Annotated in this window: 18 protein-coding genes; 10 read left to right on the forward strand and 8 right to left on the reverse strand. The window is 73.6% G+C overall.

All coding sequences use genetic code 11. The features are described from left to right. Nucleotides 1–361 precede the first annotated feature (361 nt). From ACGFIG_RS13215 to ACGFIG_RS13225, 3 genes are all read left to right on the forward strand, one after another. Entirely contained in the window at nucleotides 362–1159 is a 798-nt protein-coding gene (locus ACGFIG_RS13215) for an SGNH/GDSL hydrolase family protein (protein WP_393002320.1), read from the forward strand. A 184-nt stretch (nucleotides 1160–1343) separates the two neighbouring features. Then, nucleotides 1344–3896: an FtsK/SpoIIIE domain-containing protein gene (locus ACGFIG_RS13220; protein WP_393002322.1), complete on the forward strand. Its 2553-nt coding sequence runs from the start codon at nucleotides 1344–1346 to the stop codon at nucleotides 3894–3896. Between the two features lie 4 nt (nucleotides 3897–3900). Next, nucleotides 3901–4914 carry a hypothetical protein gene (locus tag ACGFIG_RS13225; RefSeq protein ID WP_393002323.1) on the forward strand — a complete coding sequence of 338 codons (1014 nt, stop codon included), beginning with the start codon at nucleotides 3901–3903 and terminating at the stop codon, nucleotides 4912–4914. Between the two features lie 443 nt (nucleotides 4915–5357). Here the strand turns inward: ACGFIG_RS13225 and ACGFIG_RS13230 are convergent, their stop codons facing one another. Both ACGFIG_RS13230 and ACGFIG_RS13235 read right to left on the reverse strand, forming a co-directional pair. Further along, entirely contained in the window at nucleotides 5358–5612 is a 255-nt protein-coding gene (locus ACGFIG_RS13230; RefSeq protein WP_393002325.1) for a flavin reductase, read from the reverse strand. Further along, nucleotides 5609–5857, reverse strand: a complete 249-nt coding sequence (locus tag ACGFIG_RS13235) for a hypothetical protein (RefSeq protein ID WP_393002327.1) — start codon at nucleotides 5855–5857, stop codon at nucleotides 5609–5611. Before ACGFIG_RS13235 ends, ACGFIG_RS13230 begins: the two co-directional genes overlap by 4 nt. 262 nt (nucleotides 5858–6119) lie before the next feature. On the opposite strand from ACGFIG_RS13235, the gene ACGFIG_RS13240 reads away from it, so the two are divergent. Together ACGFIG_RS13240 and ACGFIG_RS13245 are read left to right on the forward strand one after the other, a co-directional pair. Next, nucleotides 6120–6866, forward strand: coding sequence for a Scr1 family TA system antitoxin-like transcriptional regulator (locus ACGFIG_RS13240; RefSeq protein ID WP_393002329.1), 747 nt, complete (start codon nucleotides 6120–6122; stop codon nucleotides 6864–6866). Beyond that, nucleotides 6854–7048 (forward strand): DUF397 domain-containing protein, encoded by a 195-nt coding sequence (locus tag ACGFIG_RS13245; protein ID WP_393002331.1) that lies wholly within the window; start codon nucleotides 6854–6856, stop codon nucleotides 7046–7048. The genes ACGFIG_RS13240 and ACGFIG_RS13245 overlap by 13 nt, the downstream gene beginning before the upstream one ends. Nucleotides 7049–7169: 121 nt before the next feature. Here the strand turns inward: ACGFIG_RS13245 and ACGFIG_RS13250 are convergent, their stop codons facing one another. The 3 genes from ACGFIG_RS13250 to ACGFIG_RS13260 all read right to left on the reverse strand — a co-directional run bounded on the left by ACGFIG_RS13250 (nucleotide 7170) and on the right by ACGFIG_RS13260 (nucleotide 8944). Next, nucleotides 7170–7886, reverse strand: a complete 717-nt coding sequence (locus ACGFIG_RS13250; protein WP_393002333.1) for a class I SAM-dependent methyltransferase — start codon at nucleotides 7884–7886, stop codon at nucleotides 7170–7172. A 123-nt stretch (nucleotides 7887–8009) separates the two neighbouring features. After that, a complete protein-coding gene (locus ACGFIG_RS13255; RefSeq protein WP_393002335.1) occupies nucleotides 8010–8438 on the reverse strand; it encodes a nitroreductase family deazaflavin-dependent oxidoreductase in 429 nt (142 codons plus the stop codon). Between the two features lie 47 nt (nucleotides 8439–8485). After that, nucleotides 8486–8944, reverse strand: a complete 459-nt coding sequence (locus ACGFIG_RS13260) for a MarR family winged helix-turn-helix transcriptional regulator (protein WP_393002337.1) — start codon at nucleotides 8942–8944, stop codon at nucleotides 8486–8488. A gap of 70 nt (nucleotides 8945–9014) precedes the next feature. Here ACGFIG_RS13260 and ACGFIG_RS13265 point away from each other — a divergent pair, with 70 nt between their 5' ends. Continuing rightward, entirely contained in the window at nucleotides 9015–9464 is a 450-nt protein-coding gene (locus ACGFIG_RS13265; RefSeq protein WP_393002339.1) for an SgcJ/EcaC family oxidoreductase, read from the forward strand. Between the two features lie 19 nt (nucleotides 9465–9483). Here the strand turns inward: ACGFIG_RS13265 and ACGFIG_RS13270 are convergent, their stop codons facing one another. Then, complete coding sequence (locus tag ACGFIG_RS13270) at nucleotides 9484–10836, reverse strand: pentapeptide repeat-containing protein (protein ID WP_393002341.1); 1353 nt, start codon at nucleotides 10834–10836, stop codon at nucleotides 9484–9486. 222 nt (nucleotides 10837–11058) lie between these two features. Between ACGFIG_RS13270 and ACGFIG_RS13275 the strand changes: the two genes are divergently transcribed. Beyond that, on the forward strand, nucleotides 11059–11847 hold the full coding sequence (locus ACGFIG_RS13275; RefSeq protein WP_393002343.1) for a lipase family alpha/beta hydrolase: 789 nt from the start codon (nucleotides 11059–11061) through the stop codon (nucleotides 11845–11847). 48 nt (nucleotides 11848–11895) lie between these two features. On the opposite strand, the gene ACGFIG_RS13280 is transcribed toward ACGFIG_RS13275, so the two are convergent. After that, nucleotides 11896–12768, reverse strand: coding sequence for an aldo/keto reductase (locus tag ACGFIG_RS13280; RefSeq protein ID WP_393002345.1), 873 nt, complete (start codon nucleotides 12766–12768; stop codon nucleotides 11896–11898). 196 nt (nucleotides 12769–12964) lie between these two features. Continuing rightward, entirely contained in the window at nucleotides 12965–13609 is a 645-nt protein-coding gene (locus tag ACGFIG_RS13285) for a hypothetical protein (RefSeq protein WP_393002347.1), read from the reverse strand. A 373-nt stretch (nucleotides 13610–13982) separates the two neighbouring features. Between ACGFIG_RS13285 and ACGFIG_RS13290 the strand changes: the two genes are divergently transcribed. The 3 genes from ACGFIG_RS13290 (at nucleotide 13983) to ACGFIG_RS13300 (ending at nucleotide 17223) form a co-directional block, all read left to right on the forward strand. After that, nucleotides 13983–14348 carry a YciI family protein gene (locus tag ACGFIG_RS13290; RefSeq protein ID WP_393002354.1) on the forward strand — a complete coding sequence of 122 codons (366 nt, stop codon included), beginning with the start codon at nucleotides 13983–13985 and terminating at the stop codon, nucleotides 14346–14348. 545 nt (nucleotides 14349–14893) lie between these two features. Continuing rightward, on the forward strand, nucleotides 14894–16342 hold the full coding sequence (pyk, locus tag ACGFIG_RS13295; protein ID WP_393002356.1) for a pyruvate kinase: 1449 nt from the start codon (nucleotides 14894–14896) through the stop codon (nucleotides 16340–16342). Continuing rightward, nucleotides 16339–17223 carry an acyl-CoA thioesterase gene (locus ACGFIG_RS13300; protein WP_393002358.1) on the forward strand — a complete coding sequence of 295 codons (885 nt, stop codon included), beginning with the start codon at nucleotides 16339–16341 and terminating at the stop codon, nucleotides 17221–17223. Before pyk ends, ACGFIG_RS13300 begins: the two co-directional genes overlap by 4 nt. Nucleotides 17224–17273 lie beyond the last annotated feature (50 nt).

Genomic DNA, 17273 nt, shown 5'->3' on the forward strand with positions numbered 1-17273 from the left:
CCCCGCCCCCGGCCCGCCCCCCCCCGCCCCCCGGCGGGGGGCCCCCCCCCCCCCCGGCGGGGGGCCCCCCCCCCCCCCCCCCGCGGGGGGGGGGCCCCCCCCCGGGGGGGGGGGGGGGGCCCCCGCCCCCCCCCCCCCCCACGCCGGCGCGACTCTCCCTGCTTCTGCTGGGCCTCATGTGGACGACACTCCGGCATGTCGGGGCGGTACCCCCGTGCCGCCGCGAGGCCGTGGCCGTACCGGCGCTGTGCTTCCATGAATCGAGATATTTCGATACCATTTACCGCCTGGTAACAAGCACTCCGCCCTGGCCACGCGCGCGGTCACCGGCTCCACCGCCCCTGTCCCGTGGAGGTCCCGCATGCCCCACCGCCCGCTGGCCCGCGCCCTCGCCGCGCTGGTCGCCCTGTGCACCGCCGCCCTCGGCGCGGTGCTCGCCCCCGGCACCGCCCAGGCCGCCGCCGTCAACTACGTGGCCCTCGGCGACTCCTACTCCTCCGGCGTCGGCGCCGGCCCGTACGACCTCTCCAGCTGCCTGCGCAGCCAGAAGTCGTACGCACCGCTGTGGGCCGCCGCCAACGCGGTCAGCAGCTTCCAGTTCGCCGCCTGCGGCGGGGCCGTCACCTCCGACGTGATCAACAACCAGGTCAGCTCGCTGAGCACCAGCACCACCCTGGTCACCATCACCATCGGCGGCAACGACGCCGGCTTCGTCGACGTGATCACCAGCTGCCGCTTCGGCAGCACCTCCAACTGCACCAACGCCGTCAACGAGGCCAAGGCGTTCGCCACCGCGACGCTGCCGGGCCGGCTCGACGCCACGTACTCGGCCATCCGGAACCGGGCCCCGAACGCGCGGCTGATCGTGCTCGGCTACCCGCGCCTGTTCGAGACCGGCTCCTGCGGGCTGCTGGCGATGAGCACCTACAAGCGGACCATCCTCAACGAGGCCGCCGACGTGCTCGCCACCGTCATCTCCGGCCGGGCCGGCGCGGCCGGAGCCACGTTCGTCGACACCCGGCCGTACTTCGCCGGGCACGGGGTCTGCGCTGCCGACCCGTGGATCAACGACATCAGCGGCGTCATCGAGGCGTACCACCCCGACGCCGACGGCTACCGCCACGGCTACCTGCCGGCGCTGACCGCCGTCACCGGCTGACGCACCGCCCACCAGGACGGGCACCTTCCTTGTCGTTTCTGGACAGGAAGGTGCCCGTCCTCGCACCCGCGCCGGTGAGGCAGAGCGGTTCGTCCGACGCGCCCGGCTCGCCACTGTCCGGGTGTCGACGGTGTCCGTTAGGGTCCTTGGGGACCAGGCGGGGAGACGGCGACGGGAGCGGAAAGTGGGCAGGCTCGCGTCGGCGTACGGGCAGGCGGTCGCGGCGCACCGGGCGGCCCGGGCACACCTCGACACCGCCCGCCGGGCGCTCGCCGGGCAGGTGCCCCGGGCCACCCCGGCCGGCGCAGCCGAGCTGGTCACGCGGCTCGCGGCACTCGGCGGCGCGCTCGGCACCCCGACCCCCGGGGCCACCCCCGTGACCGCCGCGCCCGTACCCGTGCGCGTCGGCGAGGCGTCCACTCCCGACGGTTCCTTCCCCGTCCTCGTACCGCTGGGTGGTGGTCACCACCTCGCCGTCGACGCGGACGCCCGCGACCCCCGGGTGGCCGGCCTGCTGCGGGCGCTCGTGCTGCGGCTGCTCGCCACCGCCCCGACCGGCGGCGTCCGGGTCGCCGGGATCGACACCGCCGCGCTCGGCGCCACCTTCGGGCCGCTGCGCCCGCTCGTCGACGCCGGCGTGCTCGACCCGCCGGCCACCGGCGAGGCCGAGGTGACCGCCCTGCTCGACGCCGCCGAGCAGCACGCCCGCGCCGCCCGGCACGCCGACCGCCCCGAGCAGGAACTGCTGCTGGTCGTCGCCGCGTCGGCGCCGCCGCCGCGCGAGGCGGCCCGGCTCGCCGCGCTCACCCACGCCGGGCCGGCCGCCGCCGTCTGCGTGCTGGTCGCGGGCCGGCCCACCGCCGCGTCGACGGAGCCGGCACCGCAGCTCGGCGCCACCACCACCATCCGGTTGACCGAGCGGTACGCCCACGTCGGCGACCCGCCCGGGGCCCCGTTCAGCCACGACGGCAGCGGACTGGCGGCCCCCGTCGTGCTCGACGGCGATCCGCCGGCGGCGTCGGTGGCGGCCCTCGCCGCGCACCTCGGCGCCGCCGCCCGGCGCAGCGACGCGGTCGGCTTCGTCGAGCTGCTGCCCGAGCGGCGCTGGGCCGAGTCGGCCGGCAACGGGCTGCGCACCGTGGTCGGCCGGGCCGGCCGCGACCGCGTCACCGTCGCCTTCGACGACGCCACCCCGCACTGGCTCGTCGGCGGGCGCACCGGCGCCGGCAAGACCGTCTTCCTGCTCGACGTCCTCTACGGGCTGGCCGCCCGCTACTCGCCGGCCGAACTCCAGCTCTACCTGCTCGACTTCAAGGAGGGGGTGAGCTTCACCGAGTTCGTCCCCACGCCCCGCGACCCGTCCTGGCTGCCGCACGCGCGGGCGGTCGGCATCGAGTCCGACCGGGAGTACGGCGTGGCCGTACTGCGCGAGCTGCGCCGGGAGCTGTCGCGGCGGGCCACCACCCTCAAACGGCACGGCGTCACCAAGCTCGCCGACCTGCCCCGCGACACCCCGGTGCCCCGCATCGTGGCGGTGATCGACGAGTTCCACGTGCTCCTCGCCGGCAACGACGCGCTCGCCCGCGAGTCCGTCGACCTGCTGGAGGAACTGGCCCGCAAGGGCCGCTCGTACGGCGTGCACCTGGTCCTCGCCAGCCAGAGCATGACCGGCGTCGAGGCGCTCTACGGCCGGGCCGAGGCGATCTTCGGCCAGTTCGCGCTGCGGGTGGCGCTGCCCGGTGGCGGCGGGGTGCTCGACCCGCTGAACGAGGCCGCCCAGACCCTGCCGGTCGGCTCGGCCGTGCTCAACACGGCGGCCGGCGCGGTCGGCGCCGACACGACCGTCCGCTTCCCCGACGCGCACGCCGCCGCGAAGGAGTTGGCGGGGCTGCGCCACGAGCTGTGGCAGGCCCGACCGGCGGGCGCGCGCCCCCCGTCGGTCTTCCGGGGCTACGAGGCCGCCCACGTCGAGGACGACCCGACCTTCGCCGGACTGCGTCCCGGCGGGCGTCGGCCGCTGGCCCTCGTGGGGCGTACGGTCGACGTCGAGGGCACCTCCGCGCTGTTCATGATGGACGCGTCCCCCGGCCGGCACCTGGCCGTCGTCGGCACCTCGGTCACCGGCGCGGAGGTGCTGCGCGCGGCCACCCTGAGCCTCGCCCGGCAGCACGCCCCGGGCGGCGCCCGCTTCCTGCTCGCCCCGCTGGTCACCGCAGCCGAGCCCGCCGCCGACGACACCGCCGCGATCCTGGCCGCCGCCGGCCACCCGGTGGACCGCCTCGACGCGGTCGGGCTGCGCCGGCACCTCGGCGCCCTCGCCGCCGCGCCGTCGACACCCGCCGAGCCGCCTGCCGGCCGTACCTATCTCGTGGTCTTCGGCGTCGACGCCGCCAGCGGGGTGCTCGCCGCCACCGACGCGGAGACCTTCCGCTCCGGTCACGACGACCTGCGCACCGTGCTGCGCCAGGGGCCCGGCCAGGGGGTGCACCTGCTCGGCTGGTGGCGCGGGTTGCGCCGCCTCGCCGACGACCTCGGCGGCGCCCACAACCGCGACGACGTCGCCTGCCTGGTCGCGCTGAACGTGCCCGGCGCGGAGCTGGGGCTGCACCTCGGCGTGCACGACCTCGCGTACGCGCCCCGGCCCGACCGGGCGCTCCTGGTCGACCGGCACGACCAGCGCACCCGGCTCATCGTGCCGTTCGCCCGCGACGGGCACGGCCCGGAGGGGGAGGACTGAGGCGGTGTCCACCTTCGAGGAGTACGCGGCGCTGGCCCGGCAACTCGCCGAGCGGCGGCGGGCCGGCGAGCGCGGTGCCGCCGCCGACGCCGACCGCCGGCGCAACCTGCACGCCGCCGCCGACTACCTCCAGCGCCGGCTCAACGCCCAGGGGCAGCGCCTCGACCAGCTCGGCCAGGCCATCGGCATCCCGGCGTCCAGCGTGCCCGCCGGCCCTGTGCCCGCACCATCCACGGCACCCGCGCCGTCCGTGCCGTCCACGCCGTCCGCTGGGCCGCCATCCGCGCCACCGCCGCCCGCGAGCGCGCCCCACGGGGCCGGGCCGCACGGGGCCGGGTCGCACGTAAGCGGGCGACAGGTGGCTGCGCCGCACGGCGTCGGGTCGCACGCAGGTGCCCCCTCCGCCGGCGACGGTGGTCCCGGGAGCGCCACGTTCGCCGGTGCCGGATCGGGGGACCGGGAGTACGCCGGCGCAGCCGGCGCGCCGGGGCGGCCGGATGTCGGGGCGTACCCCCAGGGTGGGGTGGGGGAGTCGAGGCTGGCGCTGCCGACGGCGGCGAGCCCGGCGGCGGGTGGGGTGCCGGCCCCGCGCCCGGCGGAGGCCGATCCGGCCGTCGAGCTGGAGTTGGCCCGCCGCTACGCCGACGAGTCCGACCGGCACGGGCAGCAGACCGAGCTGCTCGCGCAGCGGCCGGCGCTGCTGCCGGCCTGGTCGCCGGTGGCCCGGGCGCTCGCGGTCTACGCGGGCTGCGCGGCCGTGGGCGCGATCCTCATGATGATCATGGTGCTCGCCTCCGGCGTCGGGCTGGTCGACGGCTTCACCCTCGGCGCGTGGATCTGCGCGGGGCTGCCGGCGCTCTCCTTCTTCGCCGGTTACCTGGTGCTCGGTCGCTGGGGGAGGCCGGCCATGGTCGCCGGCACCCCACCCCGCTACGTGCACCTCGGCTTCCTGATCTGCTTCGCCGCCGTGCCGGTCGCCTACGTGGCATTCCTGCTGCTCTTCCGCGTCCTGCGCTGACTGCAAGGCTGGCCGGGTCGCGCCGCGCAGCTCACCGGCGTGCACGGATCGGTTCGGACGCTGGCGTTCCTGACCAGTTGGCGCACCTCCGGGCAGGGTACGGCTCGTCGACCAACAGGTCAGCGTTTGCGGCGGATGCGCGAAGAGGCGGTCGTCGGCGTCCTTGAGGTCCTGAGACCACCCTCCAGCCCGGACGCGCGACGACCGCCATGCTCACCATCCGCGCCCCCGACGACGCCGGCGGCGAGACGTGGCCGGTGGAACACCAGGGGTGTCACCAGGGCCGGGAGACAGCCATGGTGTTCCACTCGTGGCCGTCGTCGTGCGGGAGGCTTCCATGGGTCTTCCTGTCGGGTCTTCTCGGCGGGTGTCGACGGGTGGGGGCGCGTCGGGCGGCCGGGGGACGCGCCGCCCGGGCACTGTCGCGTGGGGTAGGTGTGGTGTCAGTGGGAGCAGGCTGGCACCCAGTCCGTGAAGCGCCTGTGCAGATCCGTCGACTGCGTGCCGGCGTCCTGCTGGGCGAGCTGCGCGGCGGCTTCCTCCCGCAGCTCCACGAGGTGGACCATGAGTCCCGGCATGTCGCCCCGGTACTTCGCGAGGAGACGCAGCTTCGCCGGCGAACACGGCCAGGCGATCCCGCAGGCCCGGCAGCGCCACGTCGGGCGGGACGGTACGTGGTCACGGAGCGGCGCGCTCACCGGCTGGTCCCCGCGTTCCGCCGGGCCGGAGTGCGCGGCTCGGCCGACGGTGCCTGCGCGGGGCGCATCCCGTCGGGCCGCACGTACAACTCGCGTTGCTCGACCGCCTCGCCCCGCGCATCGAGCTGATATACCTCGATCCACGTCCAGCCGTGGTAGGTGATCAGGTCGGTCCGTTCGCGGATCACCCGTACGGTGATCGGCTTCGTGAACTGCGGGGACGCCTCGCGCGTCAGCAGGTACACGCCTGGGCGGACCCGGGGCGTCCCGTCCTCGCGGGTGCTGGGCGTCGCGGCGGCTGGACGCGTCGCCCAGCGCGACGCCGGGACGCCATTCGCGGGCCTCGGCACGGGCACAGACGCCTCCTTAATCAAGGGTGGGCGGCGAGTGAGTGGCTCCCTGCTGATCCCTTGCCGCCTGCGCAAACCATCGCTCGCCGAATGTGGACGGCTACACCCTGTAGATATAGATTCCATAGACGTTGAGGACGTCCTGTTGGAGGCGGGCATGAACCAGGCGTTGAGGGTGGCCATAGCCGACTCCGGCCAGACCGTCGAGAGCCTTGCTGAGCAGGTCGGTGTGGATCCGAAGACGGTTGCGCGCTGGGTCACGCCGGGACGGGTACCTCATCCGCGTCACCGCGTGGCGGCTGCTGCCGCCCTCGGACGCGAGGTCGAGGATCTTTGGCCGGACGTTTTGAAACGTCGTGAGCCGGCGTGGCTGCGGCCATGGGTGGAGACGGAGCTTCAGGCGACAGCACTGCGGTCGTTTCAGATAGCGGTCATCCCGGGACTGTTGCAGACGCCCGAATACGCGTCAGCGGTTCTCGCCAGTGGACTACTCGGGCCGGACGAGGTGACCGAGTACGTCGAGACCCGACTGCGTCGGCAGAAGGCGGTCCTCGAACGGCGCAAGCCGCCTCTCTTCATCGCCGTTCTCGACGAGTTCGCCCTTCGCCGAGGAGCGCCGGAGATCATGCATCCGCAGCTGGATCACCTGGTCAAGATGGCTCAGCGGCCCAACATCCTCCTGCACGTGCTGCCGCTGGACGCCGGCCTGCATGCGGGACAGGCGGGACCGTTCGTCATCGCGACCACAGAGGACGGCGACGTCGCCTACCTCGATGACCAGGCGGCTGGCAGGCTGACGAACGATACCGGCGACCTTTGGTCCATCTGGGATACGCTGCGTTCGGTAGCACTTCCGCGTCGCCAGACCATCGACTTTCTTGAGGCTAGATCATGGCTGACCTGACCGGCGCCGTCTGGCGCAAGAGCACCCGTAGCAGCTCCAACGGTGGTGACTGCGTCGAGGTGGCCGACAATCTGCTCGGCGTCGTCGGCGTACGGGATTCGAAGGACCCGGCCGGTCCCGCGCTGGTCTTCACGCCGACCGCCTGGCGGGCCTTCGTCGCCCGACTCACCGACCTCGCCTGACGGCCGGCTCGCCTGGGGCGCGTCCCGCCGATCGTGTAGTGGTTGCTCTCCGGCGATGTGCTGGTGGTGCGTCGTGGCGAACGCTGGCCCGCACCGTCCTCGTCGCCGCCGTCAGCTGGCTTTATGATCGACAGGACGGGTTCTGGGCGGATTCGAGGACGAAGAAGAGGAAACAGATGAAGGACCCGGAGCTCATGTCGGGTGGAAGCAGCTCGGCGGGAGTGTCCGGCGAAGGGGGCGGCTCGCTGATCGTCGTGATGCGGAACCCGGCGGCAGCGAAAGCACCTGCGATGGCGTGCAGCGGCCGGTGCCAGTAGGTCAGCCACACGGTCCGGCCGTCCATGACGTAGTCCTCGGAGTACTTCGTCAGCGCGAAGTAGTCGGCCTTGGGGTACGCGATCGCATAGACGGTGGGATGGATGACCGAGATGATCAGGCGACCGCCTGGCTTCAGCACGCGACGCAGCTCGGCGAGGGGACCGGACCAGTCCTCCAGGTAGTGCAGGACCAGGGACGCGACGACGTCATCGAACTCGGCGTCTGCGAACGGCAGTGGCGCGCCCAGGTCCGCCACGCGCAGGTCGGCGTCCTCACCCAGCCTCTGGCGGGCCAGGCCGACCATGGCCGCACTCACGTCGAAGCCGGTGACCACGGCTCCCCTGGCGCGCAGCTCAGCTGACAACGGGCCGGAACCGCACCCCGCGTCGAGGATCCGGCGACCCCGTACGTCGCCGGCGAGCCGGAGCATCTCAGGTCGCTCGTAGTACGCGTTGAAGAGGTTGGACCCGTTCTCCGCCGAATAGGCGTTCGCGAAGCTGTCGTAGTCACCTGTTGGCACCGTGACCCCATTCCCGTGAGAGGCGAGGATGCGTTCCTGCGCGACCGCGTGGGCGCGGCAAGCGGGCACCCGGCTCGTGCGCGTGGGCCAGGGGGCCTTCGCCGTAGCTGCTGGCCGGGGCGGTCAGGCGCGCTCGACGATGACGACGGGGATCTCCCGGTCGGTCTCCCCCTGGTAGCGGGCGTAGGTCGGGAAGACCTCGGTCATCGCCTGCCACAGCCGGGGCCGCTCCTCGGCGCTCGCGGTACGCGCCGTGCCCCGGAACTTCTCGGCCCCGACCTGCACCTCCACCTGCGGGTCGGCGCACAGGTTCAGGTACCAGTTCGGGTGCCGCGCCGCGCCGCCGTTCGACGCCACCAGCAGGTACCGGTCCCCGTCGCGGCCGTACAGGAGCGCGGTGCGCCGCAGCGTGCCCGAGCGGCGCCCCCGCGTGGTGATCAGCAAGGCGTCGTAGCCGTGGTACTTCCCGCCGTCGGCGCCGTCGGTCTCCAGGTAGCGGCGCACGTGGCTGGCCACCCACTCGACCGGGCTGTCCTCAATGGTCTCCGCCATCACGGCAGCGTATCCGGTCCGGCGGGGTCCGGTGGGGCGTCGACGGGTCAGTCGGACTCGGAGCCGAGCCGGATCGTCTGCTCGCGCAGGATGTCGATCGTGCGGCGCAGGTAGCTCACGATCGCCGCCTGTTCGGCCGGGTCGTATTCGGCGATGACGCCGCCGAGTGCCTGGCCGAGCCCGGCGAACGCCTTGGCCAGCTCGGGACGCTCGGCGTCGGCGGCGCGGATGATTGCCCGCCGCCGGTCGCCGGGGTCGGTCTCCCGTACGACATAGCCGCCGGCCGCGAGCCGCGCGACGACGCTGGTGATCCCCGCGGCGGTCAGCCCGGTGCGCCGGGCCAGCTCGCTCGCGCTGAACGGCCCGTCGGTCGTGATCAGCTCAAGCGTCTTCAGGTCGCCCGCCGACAGCCCCAGGCGCGCCGCGACGGCCTGGTGGAACAGCACGACCGCGCCGCTGAGGTCGCGGCCCAGGTTTCGTCCGACGTGCTCACTCTTGGTTGACACTCCGCCCGCCAATACTTAGATTCAGCGTAGTAATTACTACGATCCAGCTAAGTAAATCAGGAGGGCCGCGATGACCACCACCGCACACGCCGGTGTCCTGGACACCTTGACCAGGCTTGAGGCCTGCTGGCAGGCCGGCGACGCCGACGCGTACGCCGCCCTGCACGCGCCGGAGGCGACCTACGTGGCGTTCGACGGCACCGTGATGACCGGCCGGGAGGAGATCGCCGCAGGTCACCAGCCTCTGTTCGACGGCATCATGCGCGGCTCCCGGCTCGCCGTCGTGGAGCGCGCGATCCGCTTCCCCGACCCCGCGACGGCGATCGTGGTGCAGCGCGGCGGCATCATCATGCGCTGGCAGCGGGGCCGGAGCACCCCGTCGAGAAAGCGCCTCTCGACGAACACGGCGGTCCTGCGTCGCGACGGAGACGACTGGATCGTGGCGGCGTTCCAGAACACGCGATACCACCCGTGGGCGAAGACCCTCATGGGACGCCTGATGACCAGGTCCGCCACCTGACCCGTGCGACGACCGCGCGTCAGCCGTCGGCGAGCAGCAGCCAGTCGTCGTCGAGCCGGCCGACGGCGGTGCCCCTGGGCCAGACGTGCGTGGCGGCGGCGGTCGCCCGCGCCTGGTCGACCAGCGGGTCCCGGGCGAACCTCGCGCTGTCGAAGGTGACCGGGCCGAGGAAACGGGCCCGGCCGAAGTTCGCCACGCCCTCGAAGTGGGCCCACTCGAACCAGGTCTGGTCGCCGAACTCGGTCCACCGGAACAGGGCCATGTCCGCGAAGCGGGCCTGCCGGAACCCGGCGTAGCCCGTGAACGTGGCATGGTCCATCGAGACCCCGCTCAGGAAGACCGCGTCGCGGAAGGTCGCGCTGTCGGAGAAGCGGGTCGCGTCGAAGCTCGCCGTCCGGTGGAACGTGGCACCCCGGAACGAGGCCCGGGCGAGGGTGGCCCGCCGGCACGACATGCCGCCCGCCAGCTCGGCCCCCTCGAAGCTGACCCGGCCGGTGACGTCGGCGTGGTCGAGGACGATCTCGGCGTCGCCGCGCAGCTCGTCGCAGACGAGGTCGGCGAAGCTCGCGCCCAGCCGCAGCCGCCCGTGCGCGGTCGCGCCGGCCAGGCTGGTGGTGCCGGTGCAGACCGCGCCGGTGAGGTCCGCGTCGTCCAGCGTGCAGCCGGCCGCGTCGAACCCGTCGAGCCGGGCGCCGGTCAGGTCGAGCCTGACCCCGGGCCAGAAGGCGTCGTCGCCCGCGCGCAGGTGCCGTGTCAGGACCCGCTGCGCCGTACGGCGCACCTCCGCCTCGCGCGCGTCGTCCTCGGGCGGCGGCATCCGCAGGTACGCGCAGAGCACCGCCACGATCGTCTCGCGCTGCGCCGGGTTGTCCTGCCCGAGCCGCTCCAGAGCGTGCAGACCACCGAGGCGTACGGCGGCGTTGTCGTTGCCGAGCAGTTCGACCGCGCCGGTGTACAGCTCGGTCAGCCGGCGCTCGGCGGCGTCGTGCTCGGCCGCCTCGGCCTGCCGCTCCTGGTGGCGCTGACCGGCCTCGGCGACCGCCTCCGCGTGCGCCTGCACCCGTTCCCGGTGCGCCTGGTCCTGCGCGGCGACGGCCTCCTGGTGCCGTTGGGCGCGCTCGCCGATCCACTGTCGCCGGGCGGCGAGCAGCAGCGCGAGCCCGCCGCCGGTGCCGGCGACCACGGTCAGGCCGGTGCGGATGGCGTCGATGCGCAGCGTCGCGCGGGTGTCGGGCTGGGCGGCGCGGTCGGCCTCGCCGAGCAGCCAGTCGAGGACCAGCCAGCCGAGCAGCGCGGCGACCAGTAGGCCGACGAGCACCAGCCACCACGGCATCACCCGCAGCGGCTCTTCGCGGGGCGGTGTCGGGCGCACGGGTCACAGCATGCCACCGCGCCGGGGCCGACGTGGGGCACCGTCCCTGGTGGACGGTGGCCGCCGGATTGCCGGTTTGTGCCCTCGGCGCGACAAGTGGTTACCGTCTCGTAACTTGCTATTGACGAATATAAATGTCTCTCGGCATCATCGTCGCACGATCGATCGGCTCCCACCCGCCGTCCCCGGGCCCCCGGGGTACCTCCCGCCGGAGGTGCAGCCATGCTGCTCCGAAAGATCGTCGTCACCGCTGCCGCCGCCGCCCTCGCCGCGCTGCTCGTGCCGGCCAGCGCCGCCACGGCCGCCCCCGACCGCGCCGCCACGGCCGCCGCCACCACGAACACCGCCAACGCCGGCAATCCCGTCATCGTCGTCGGAGGCCTGACCGGCATCTCCATCGCGTACGAGCCGATCGCCGCGCGGCTACGCGCCGACGGTCACCAGGTCTTCATCTACCAACTGCCGGGCCTCGGCTTCGGCGACATCCGCGACTCCGCCCGCGACTTCTCCGGCTTCGTGGACCGGATCCGGGCGGCCACCGGGGCGTCCCGGGTGGACGTCGTCGGCCACTCCGAGGGTGGGCTGGTCTCCCGCTGGTACATCAAGTTCCTCGGCGGCACGGAAGCCGTCGGGCGCTACGTCAGCCTCGGCAGCCCTCAGCAGGGCACCTACCTGGCCAACATCCTGAACGTCGTCGGGCTCAACAACTGCGCCGGAGTCGTCGCCTGCCGGCAGATGTCCATCGGCTCGGACTTCCTCACCGAACTCAACGCCGGCGACGACACCCCCGGGGCGGTGCGCTGGACCACCGTCCGCTCGTGGCAGGACGAACTGGTCCGCCCCGTCGACAACGCCACGCTGGCCGACGGCGCCGCCAACGTGCTGATCCAGTCCGCGTGCCCGCTGCGCGTGGTCGGTCACCTCGGTCTCGTGCTGGACGGCACCACGTACACGGTCGTGCGGCAGGCGCTGCGCGGGGAGACGATCAACCCCGACTGCCTCGCCGTGTAGCGCACGGGACGGGACGGGCGGCCCGGCGCCGCCCGTCCCCGCACCGCGTCAGGCGGCCTTGGCCAGGGCCGCGTACTCGTCGTCGGTGAGCCGCACCTCGGCGGCGGCCACGTTCTCCTCCAGGTGCGCCACCGACGACGTGCCCGGGATCGGCAGCATCACCGGCGACCGGCGCAGCAGCCAGGCGAGGGCGAGCTGGGCCGGCGTCGCGCCGTGCTCGGTGCTGATCGCGTCCAGCGGGCCACCCGGCCGGGCCAGGTTGCCGGTGGCGATCGGGAACCAGGGGATGAACGCGAGGTCGTTGCGCTCGCAGTGCTCCAGGACGGCCTCCGCGCCGCGGTCCGCCAGGTTGTAGAGGTTCTGCACCGAGACGATCGGGACGATGCCCCGGGCCTCCTCGATCTGCTCGACGGTCACCTCGGACAGGCCGACGTGCCGGATCTTGCCCTCCTGCCGCAGTAGCGCCAGCTCCCCGAGCTGGTCGGCGAGCGGCACCCGCCGGTCGATGCGGTGCAGCTGGTAGAGCGGGATGCAGTCCAGGCCGAGGTGCCGCAGGCTCAGCTCGCACTGCTGGCGCAGATATTCCGGGCGCCCCACCGGCCGCCAGTCGCCGGGGCCGGAGCGGGTCAGGCCGGCCTTGGTCGCGATGACCAGGTCGTCGGCGTACGGGTGCAGCGCCTCCCGGATCAGCAGCTCGCTGACGAAGGGCCCGTAGGAGTCGGCCGTGTCGATGAACGTCACGCCCAGCTCGTAGGCCCGGCGCAGCACCCGTACGGCCTCGGCCGGGTCCTTCGGGTCGCCCCACACACCGGGGCCGGTGAGCTGCATCGCCCCGTAGCCGAGCCGGTCGACCTGGAGGTCACCCCCGATCCGGTACGTCCCCGAGGCCTTCGCGGGCTGCTTGCCGGCGTCGCTCGTCATGCGTGGATTCCCCATCCTGTCCGTCGGTGTTCGCGGCTGGTCCAGCCACCACTGGGCTTTCCCGCCGATCGTCGCCCGCACCATCATCCCGCTCGATCGAGACCAGGGTCACCCCTGCCGATGGTCACCCCGGTCGAGGCTCCCGGGCCAGGTCACCCCTGCCGGCGGTCACCCCGGTCGAAACTCCCGGGCCGCGTCACCCCTGCCGATGGTCACCCCCGGGCCGCACGTGCACCGGGGCCGGCACGTGGTCGAGGTGGGTGTGCCGGAAGGGCCGGGTCAGCGGGCACGGGTCCAGCCCCAGCGCGTCGAGGATCGCCCGGTGCCGGCACTCGGCGAACAGCCGGGGCGCGTCGTCGAGCGGCACCTCCCCGCGCAGGGCCGCGCCGAGCGCGGCGACGTCGACCCTGCCGACCCCCAGCGGCGCGAACACGGCCGGGTCGTCCCCGCTCGGGCCGGGCGGCGGCGGGGCGTCCAGCGGGTAGAGCGTGCCGTCGAAGCCGGCGAGGACCTCGTTGTCGTCGTCGTCCCAGAACTCCGTCACCCAGCCCCGGTCGGAGAGGTAGCAGTGCGCCTCGTGGCCGTCGACGTGCAGGGTGGCCGCCATGACGTCGGAGTCGAAGACGTTGAAGGTGACCGCCGGCTCGCGCGTGAGCAGGGTGATCAGCTGCGCCAGGTCGTCGACCTCGGCGTAGCCGCTGTCCTCCTCCTCGCGCGGGACGACGGCCCACCGGCGCTCGCCGACCTGCGTCACGTACGCCTCGGTGCCGACGTCGGTCAGCACCCTGCGGATCTCCGTCAGCCCGCCCGAGGCCAGGATCGTCTGATAGCTCGTACCCACGGCGGCAGCGTAGGACGGGGGTGGGACAGCGACCCACCTGAGTGGCGAGTGCGCGACGGGGGCGGGCGGCATGAGATCGCTCCCGCTGACGTGCATCTCAGCGGTGGGTAGGTGAAGTCCGTCTCGTTGTTCTCGCGACGTCGCAGTTGGTGGAACTCGCGCCGCTGTCGTCGGCGGCGGTTCCCGGGGTGAACCTGCGCAAACGGCGCGACCGGGCCGCAGCCGGGCCGGGGGGCGGACGAAGTTGCCCGGAGCAGCCGTGCCGGCCGGCTGCCCGTGCGACGCTGGCCGTGCCGGCTGGACGTCGACCACGGGAGCCCACCCGTTGGTCGAACGAGCGCATGTCGCCGTGTGCGGCGCGGGAGGGAACGCCATGACGGGAGTGCCGCAGGTCGACTTCGCGCTCGACACGTACGAGTGCATCGTGCTGTATCCCGGCGCGGCCGGGCGGGCGCTGCCGGCGGAGACGGTGCAACGGTTGCAGGCCGAGCACCTCGCGCACATGCAGGCCCTGCAACGGCGCGGCATCATCCTGGTCGCCGGTTCGGTGGACGGCCCGGCCCGCGAGCCGGACCCGCCGATCGGTTTCGGTCTCGCCCGCACCGGCTCGGTCGACGACGTACGCAGCGTGATGGAGGCCGACCCGGCCGTGCAGGCGGGGCTCTACCGGGTGGACGTGATGACCTTCCTCTGCCCCGAGGGCTCGTTGGACTTTCCGCTGATCAAGACGCAGAGCTGAACCGCCCACCGGCCGGTACGACAGGCGGCCGCCCCCGGCGCGCGCGGTCGCGCCCCCGAACCGGACAGCTCCGCCGCAGGCCGCCTGCGCGGCGGTGCGCCGACCGCTGGCCACGAGGCACCGTGCCCACTCGGGAACACCCGACTCAACCGTGATCAGGCCGCCATGGACCCTGAAACCGCCGGGTAAGGTCCATGGCGTCCTGATCATCCCGCTCGCGTCGCCAGCGCAGGAAGTGGGGCTCTCGTGGGTCGCGCCACGAGCCCCCGCAATGCGCGCGGCGCAGGCGGTGCGGGTGCCTCGCGGGGGCGGTGCGGGTGTCCGGCGGGGGGCGGTGCCGGGGTCGGGCGGAAGGGCGGGGAGCGCCCGGATGTCCGGTGGCGCCGGGGGCGTACGATTCCGGCGCGCGGTCGCCGATGCCCGCCGCCTCGACGTTCCGGCGTGGGTTCCGCCCGCCGGCTGCGCCCATGCCGCGCGTCGTTGGACAATTTCCGCAGTCCGCAAGGGGTCGGCCCACAGCCAGACCCGGAGGAGAGACTAGCCTGATGGGCGTGACACGCCGCGCGAAGATCGTCTGCACTCTTGGCCCTGCGACCTCGTCTCCGGAGCGCATCCGGGGCCTCGTCGAGGCCGGCATGAACGTGGCGAGGCTCAACTTCAGCCACGGCAGCCACGAGGATCACGAGGCGGTGTACCGGCTGGTCCGCGAGGCGGCGGAGGCCGCCGGCCGGCCGGTGGCCGTGCTCGCCGACCTGCAGGGCCCGAAGATCCGGCTCGGCCGCTTCGCCGACGGCCCGCACGAGTGGCGCACGGGCGACTCCGTCGTCATCACCGGCGACGACGTCCTCGGCACCAAGGACCGGGTGTCCTGCACCTACCGCAAGCTTCCGCAGGAGGTCAAGCCCGGCGACCGGCTGCTGATCGACGACGGGCGGGTCGCCGTCGAGGTCACCGACGTCACCGGCAACGACATCCGCTGCCTGGTCACCGAGGGCGGCCCGGTCTCCAACAACAAGGGCGTCTCGCTGCCGAACGTGGCGGTCAGCGTGCCGGCGATGTCCGAGAAGGACGCCGAGGACCTGCGTTTCGCGCTCGGCCTCGGCGTGGACCTGATCGCGCTCTCCTTCGTCCGCTCCGCGGACGACATCAAGCTGGTGCACGGCATCATGGCCGAGGAGGGCGTGCACCGGCCGGTGCTGGCCAAGGTGGAGAAGCCCGAGGCCGTCGACTGCCTGGAGCAGATCGTGCTGGCCTTCGACGGCATCATGGTCGCCCGCGGCGACCTCGGCGTGGAACTGCCGCTGGACCAGGTGCCGCTGGTGCAGAAGCGCGCCGTGCAGCTCTGCCGGGAGAACGCCAAGCCGGTCATCGTGGCCACCCAGATGCTCGACTCGATGATCGAGAACTCCCGGCCGACCCGCGCCGAGGCCTCCGACGTGGCCAACGCCGTGCTCGACGGCGCGGACGCGGTGATGCTCTCGGGCGAGACCAGCGTCGGCAAGTACCCGGTGCTCACGGTCAGCACCATGGCGAAGATCGTCACCACCACCGAGTCCGGCTCGATCGGCGTGCCGCGCCTGCAACACGACCCGCGTACGCACGGCGGCGCGCTCACCGTCGCCGCGTCCTCGATCTCCCGGGCCATCGGCGCGAAGGCACTCGTCGCCTTCTCGCAGACCGGCGACACCGTGCGGCGGCTGTCGCGGCTGCACTGCGACCTGCCGCTGCTCGCCTTCACCCCCGTGCCCGAGGTGCGCAACCAGCTCGCCCTCTCCTGGGGCGTGGAGACGTTCCTGATGCCGTTCGTCGAGCACACCGACGACATGTTCCGCCAGGTCGACCAGGCGCTGCTCGGGCTCGACCGGGCCAATCCCGGCGACTACGTGGTGATCGTCGCCGGCAGCCCGCCCGGCACCCCGGGCTCGACCAACACGCTGCGCGTACACCAGCTCGGGTCGTTGGTCGACGCCGCGTCGGCGCGGGCCTTGCAGTGAGCGGCGCGGGCGTCGCGGTCGGCCAGGCGGCGGTCGACCAGCTCCTGGAGGTGCTCGACCTGGAGCACACCGGCGGGATGACCTTCCGGGGGATGAGCCCCCCGGTCGGTCCCCAGCGGGTGTACGGCGGCCAGGTCGCGGGCCAGGCGCTGGTGGCCGCCGGACGCACCGTCGACCCGGCCCGCTTCGTGCACTCCCTGCACGGCTACTTCGTCCGCCCGGGCGACCCCGCCGAGCCGATCGTGTACGAGGTGGAGAACGTCCGCGACGGCCGCTCGTTCTCGGTACGCCGCTCGGTGGCGCTCCAGCACGACAAGCCGATCTTCTTCATGTCGGCGTCGTTCCAGCGGACGGAGGAGGGCCTGGACCACCAGGCCCCCAACCCGCCCGACGTGCCGGGGCCGGACGAGGTCCCGACGATGGCCGAGCGGCTCGCCCGCTACCCCGAGCGGCTCGGCATCTGGGCGCAGATCCCGCGCCCGATCGACGTCCGCTACGTCGGCGAGCCCGGCTGGGTACGCCCCGGCGACCGCCCCGCCGAGCCGCACCAGCGGGTCTGGATGCGCTTCGACGGCAAGCTGCCCGACGATCCGCTGCTGCACGCCTGCGCGCTGGCGTACGCCTCCGACCTGACGCTGCTCGACTCGGTGCTCTCGATGCACGGTGAGGTCTGGGGCCCGGGCGGGGTGGTCGGGGCCAGCCTCGACCACGCGCTGTGGTTCCACCGGCCGTTCCGCGCCGACGACTGGTTCCTCTACGACTGCTGGAGCCCGTCGGCCTCCGGCGCGCGCGGGCTCGCCACCGGTCGGATGTTCACCACCGACGGCCGGCACATCGCCAGCGTCGTGCAGGAGGGGCTGCTGCGCCGCGTCGGCGACTGACCGCCGGGGCCGTCGCGGCGTCACCGCCGGCCTCGCGGTCCGTCAGGCGC

The organism is Micromonospora sp. NPDC049048, from assembly GCF_043197615.1.
Taxonomy (GTDB): domain Bacteria; phylum Actinomycetota; class Actinomycetes; order Mycobacteriales; family Micromonosporaceae; genus Micromonospora.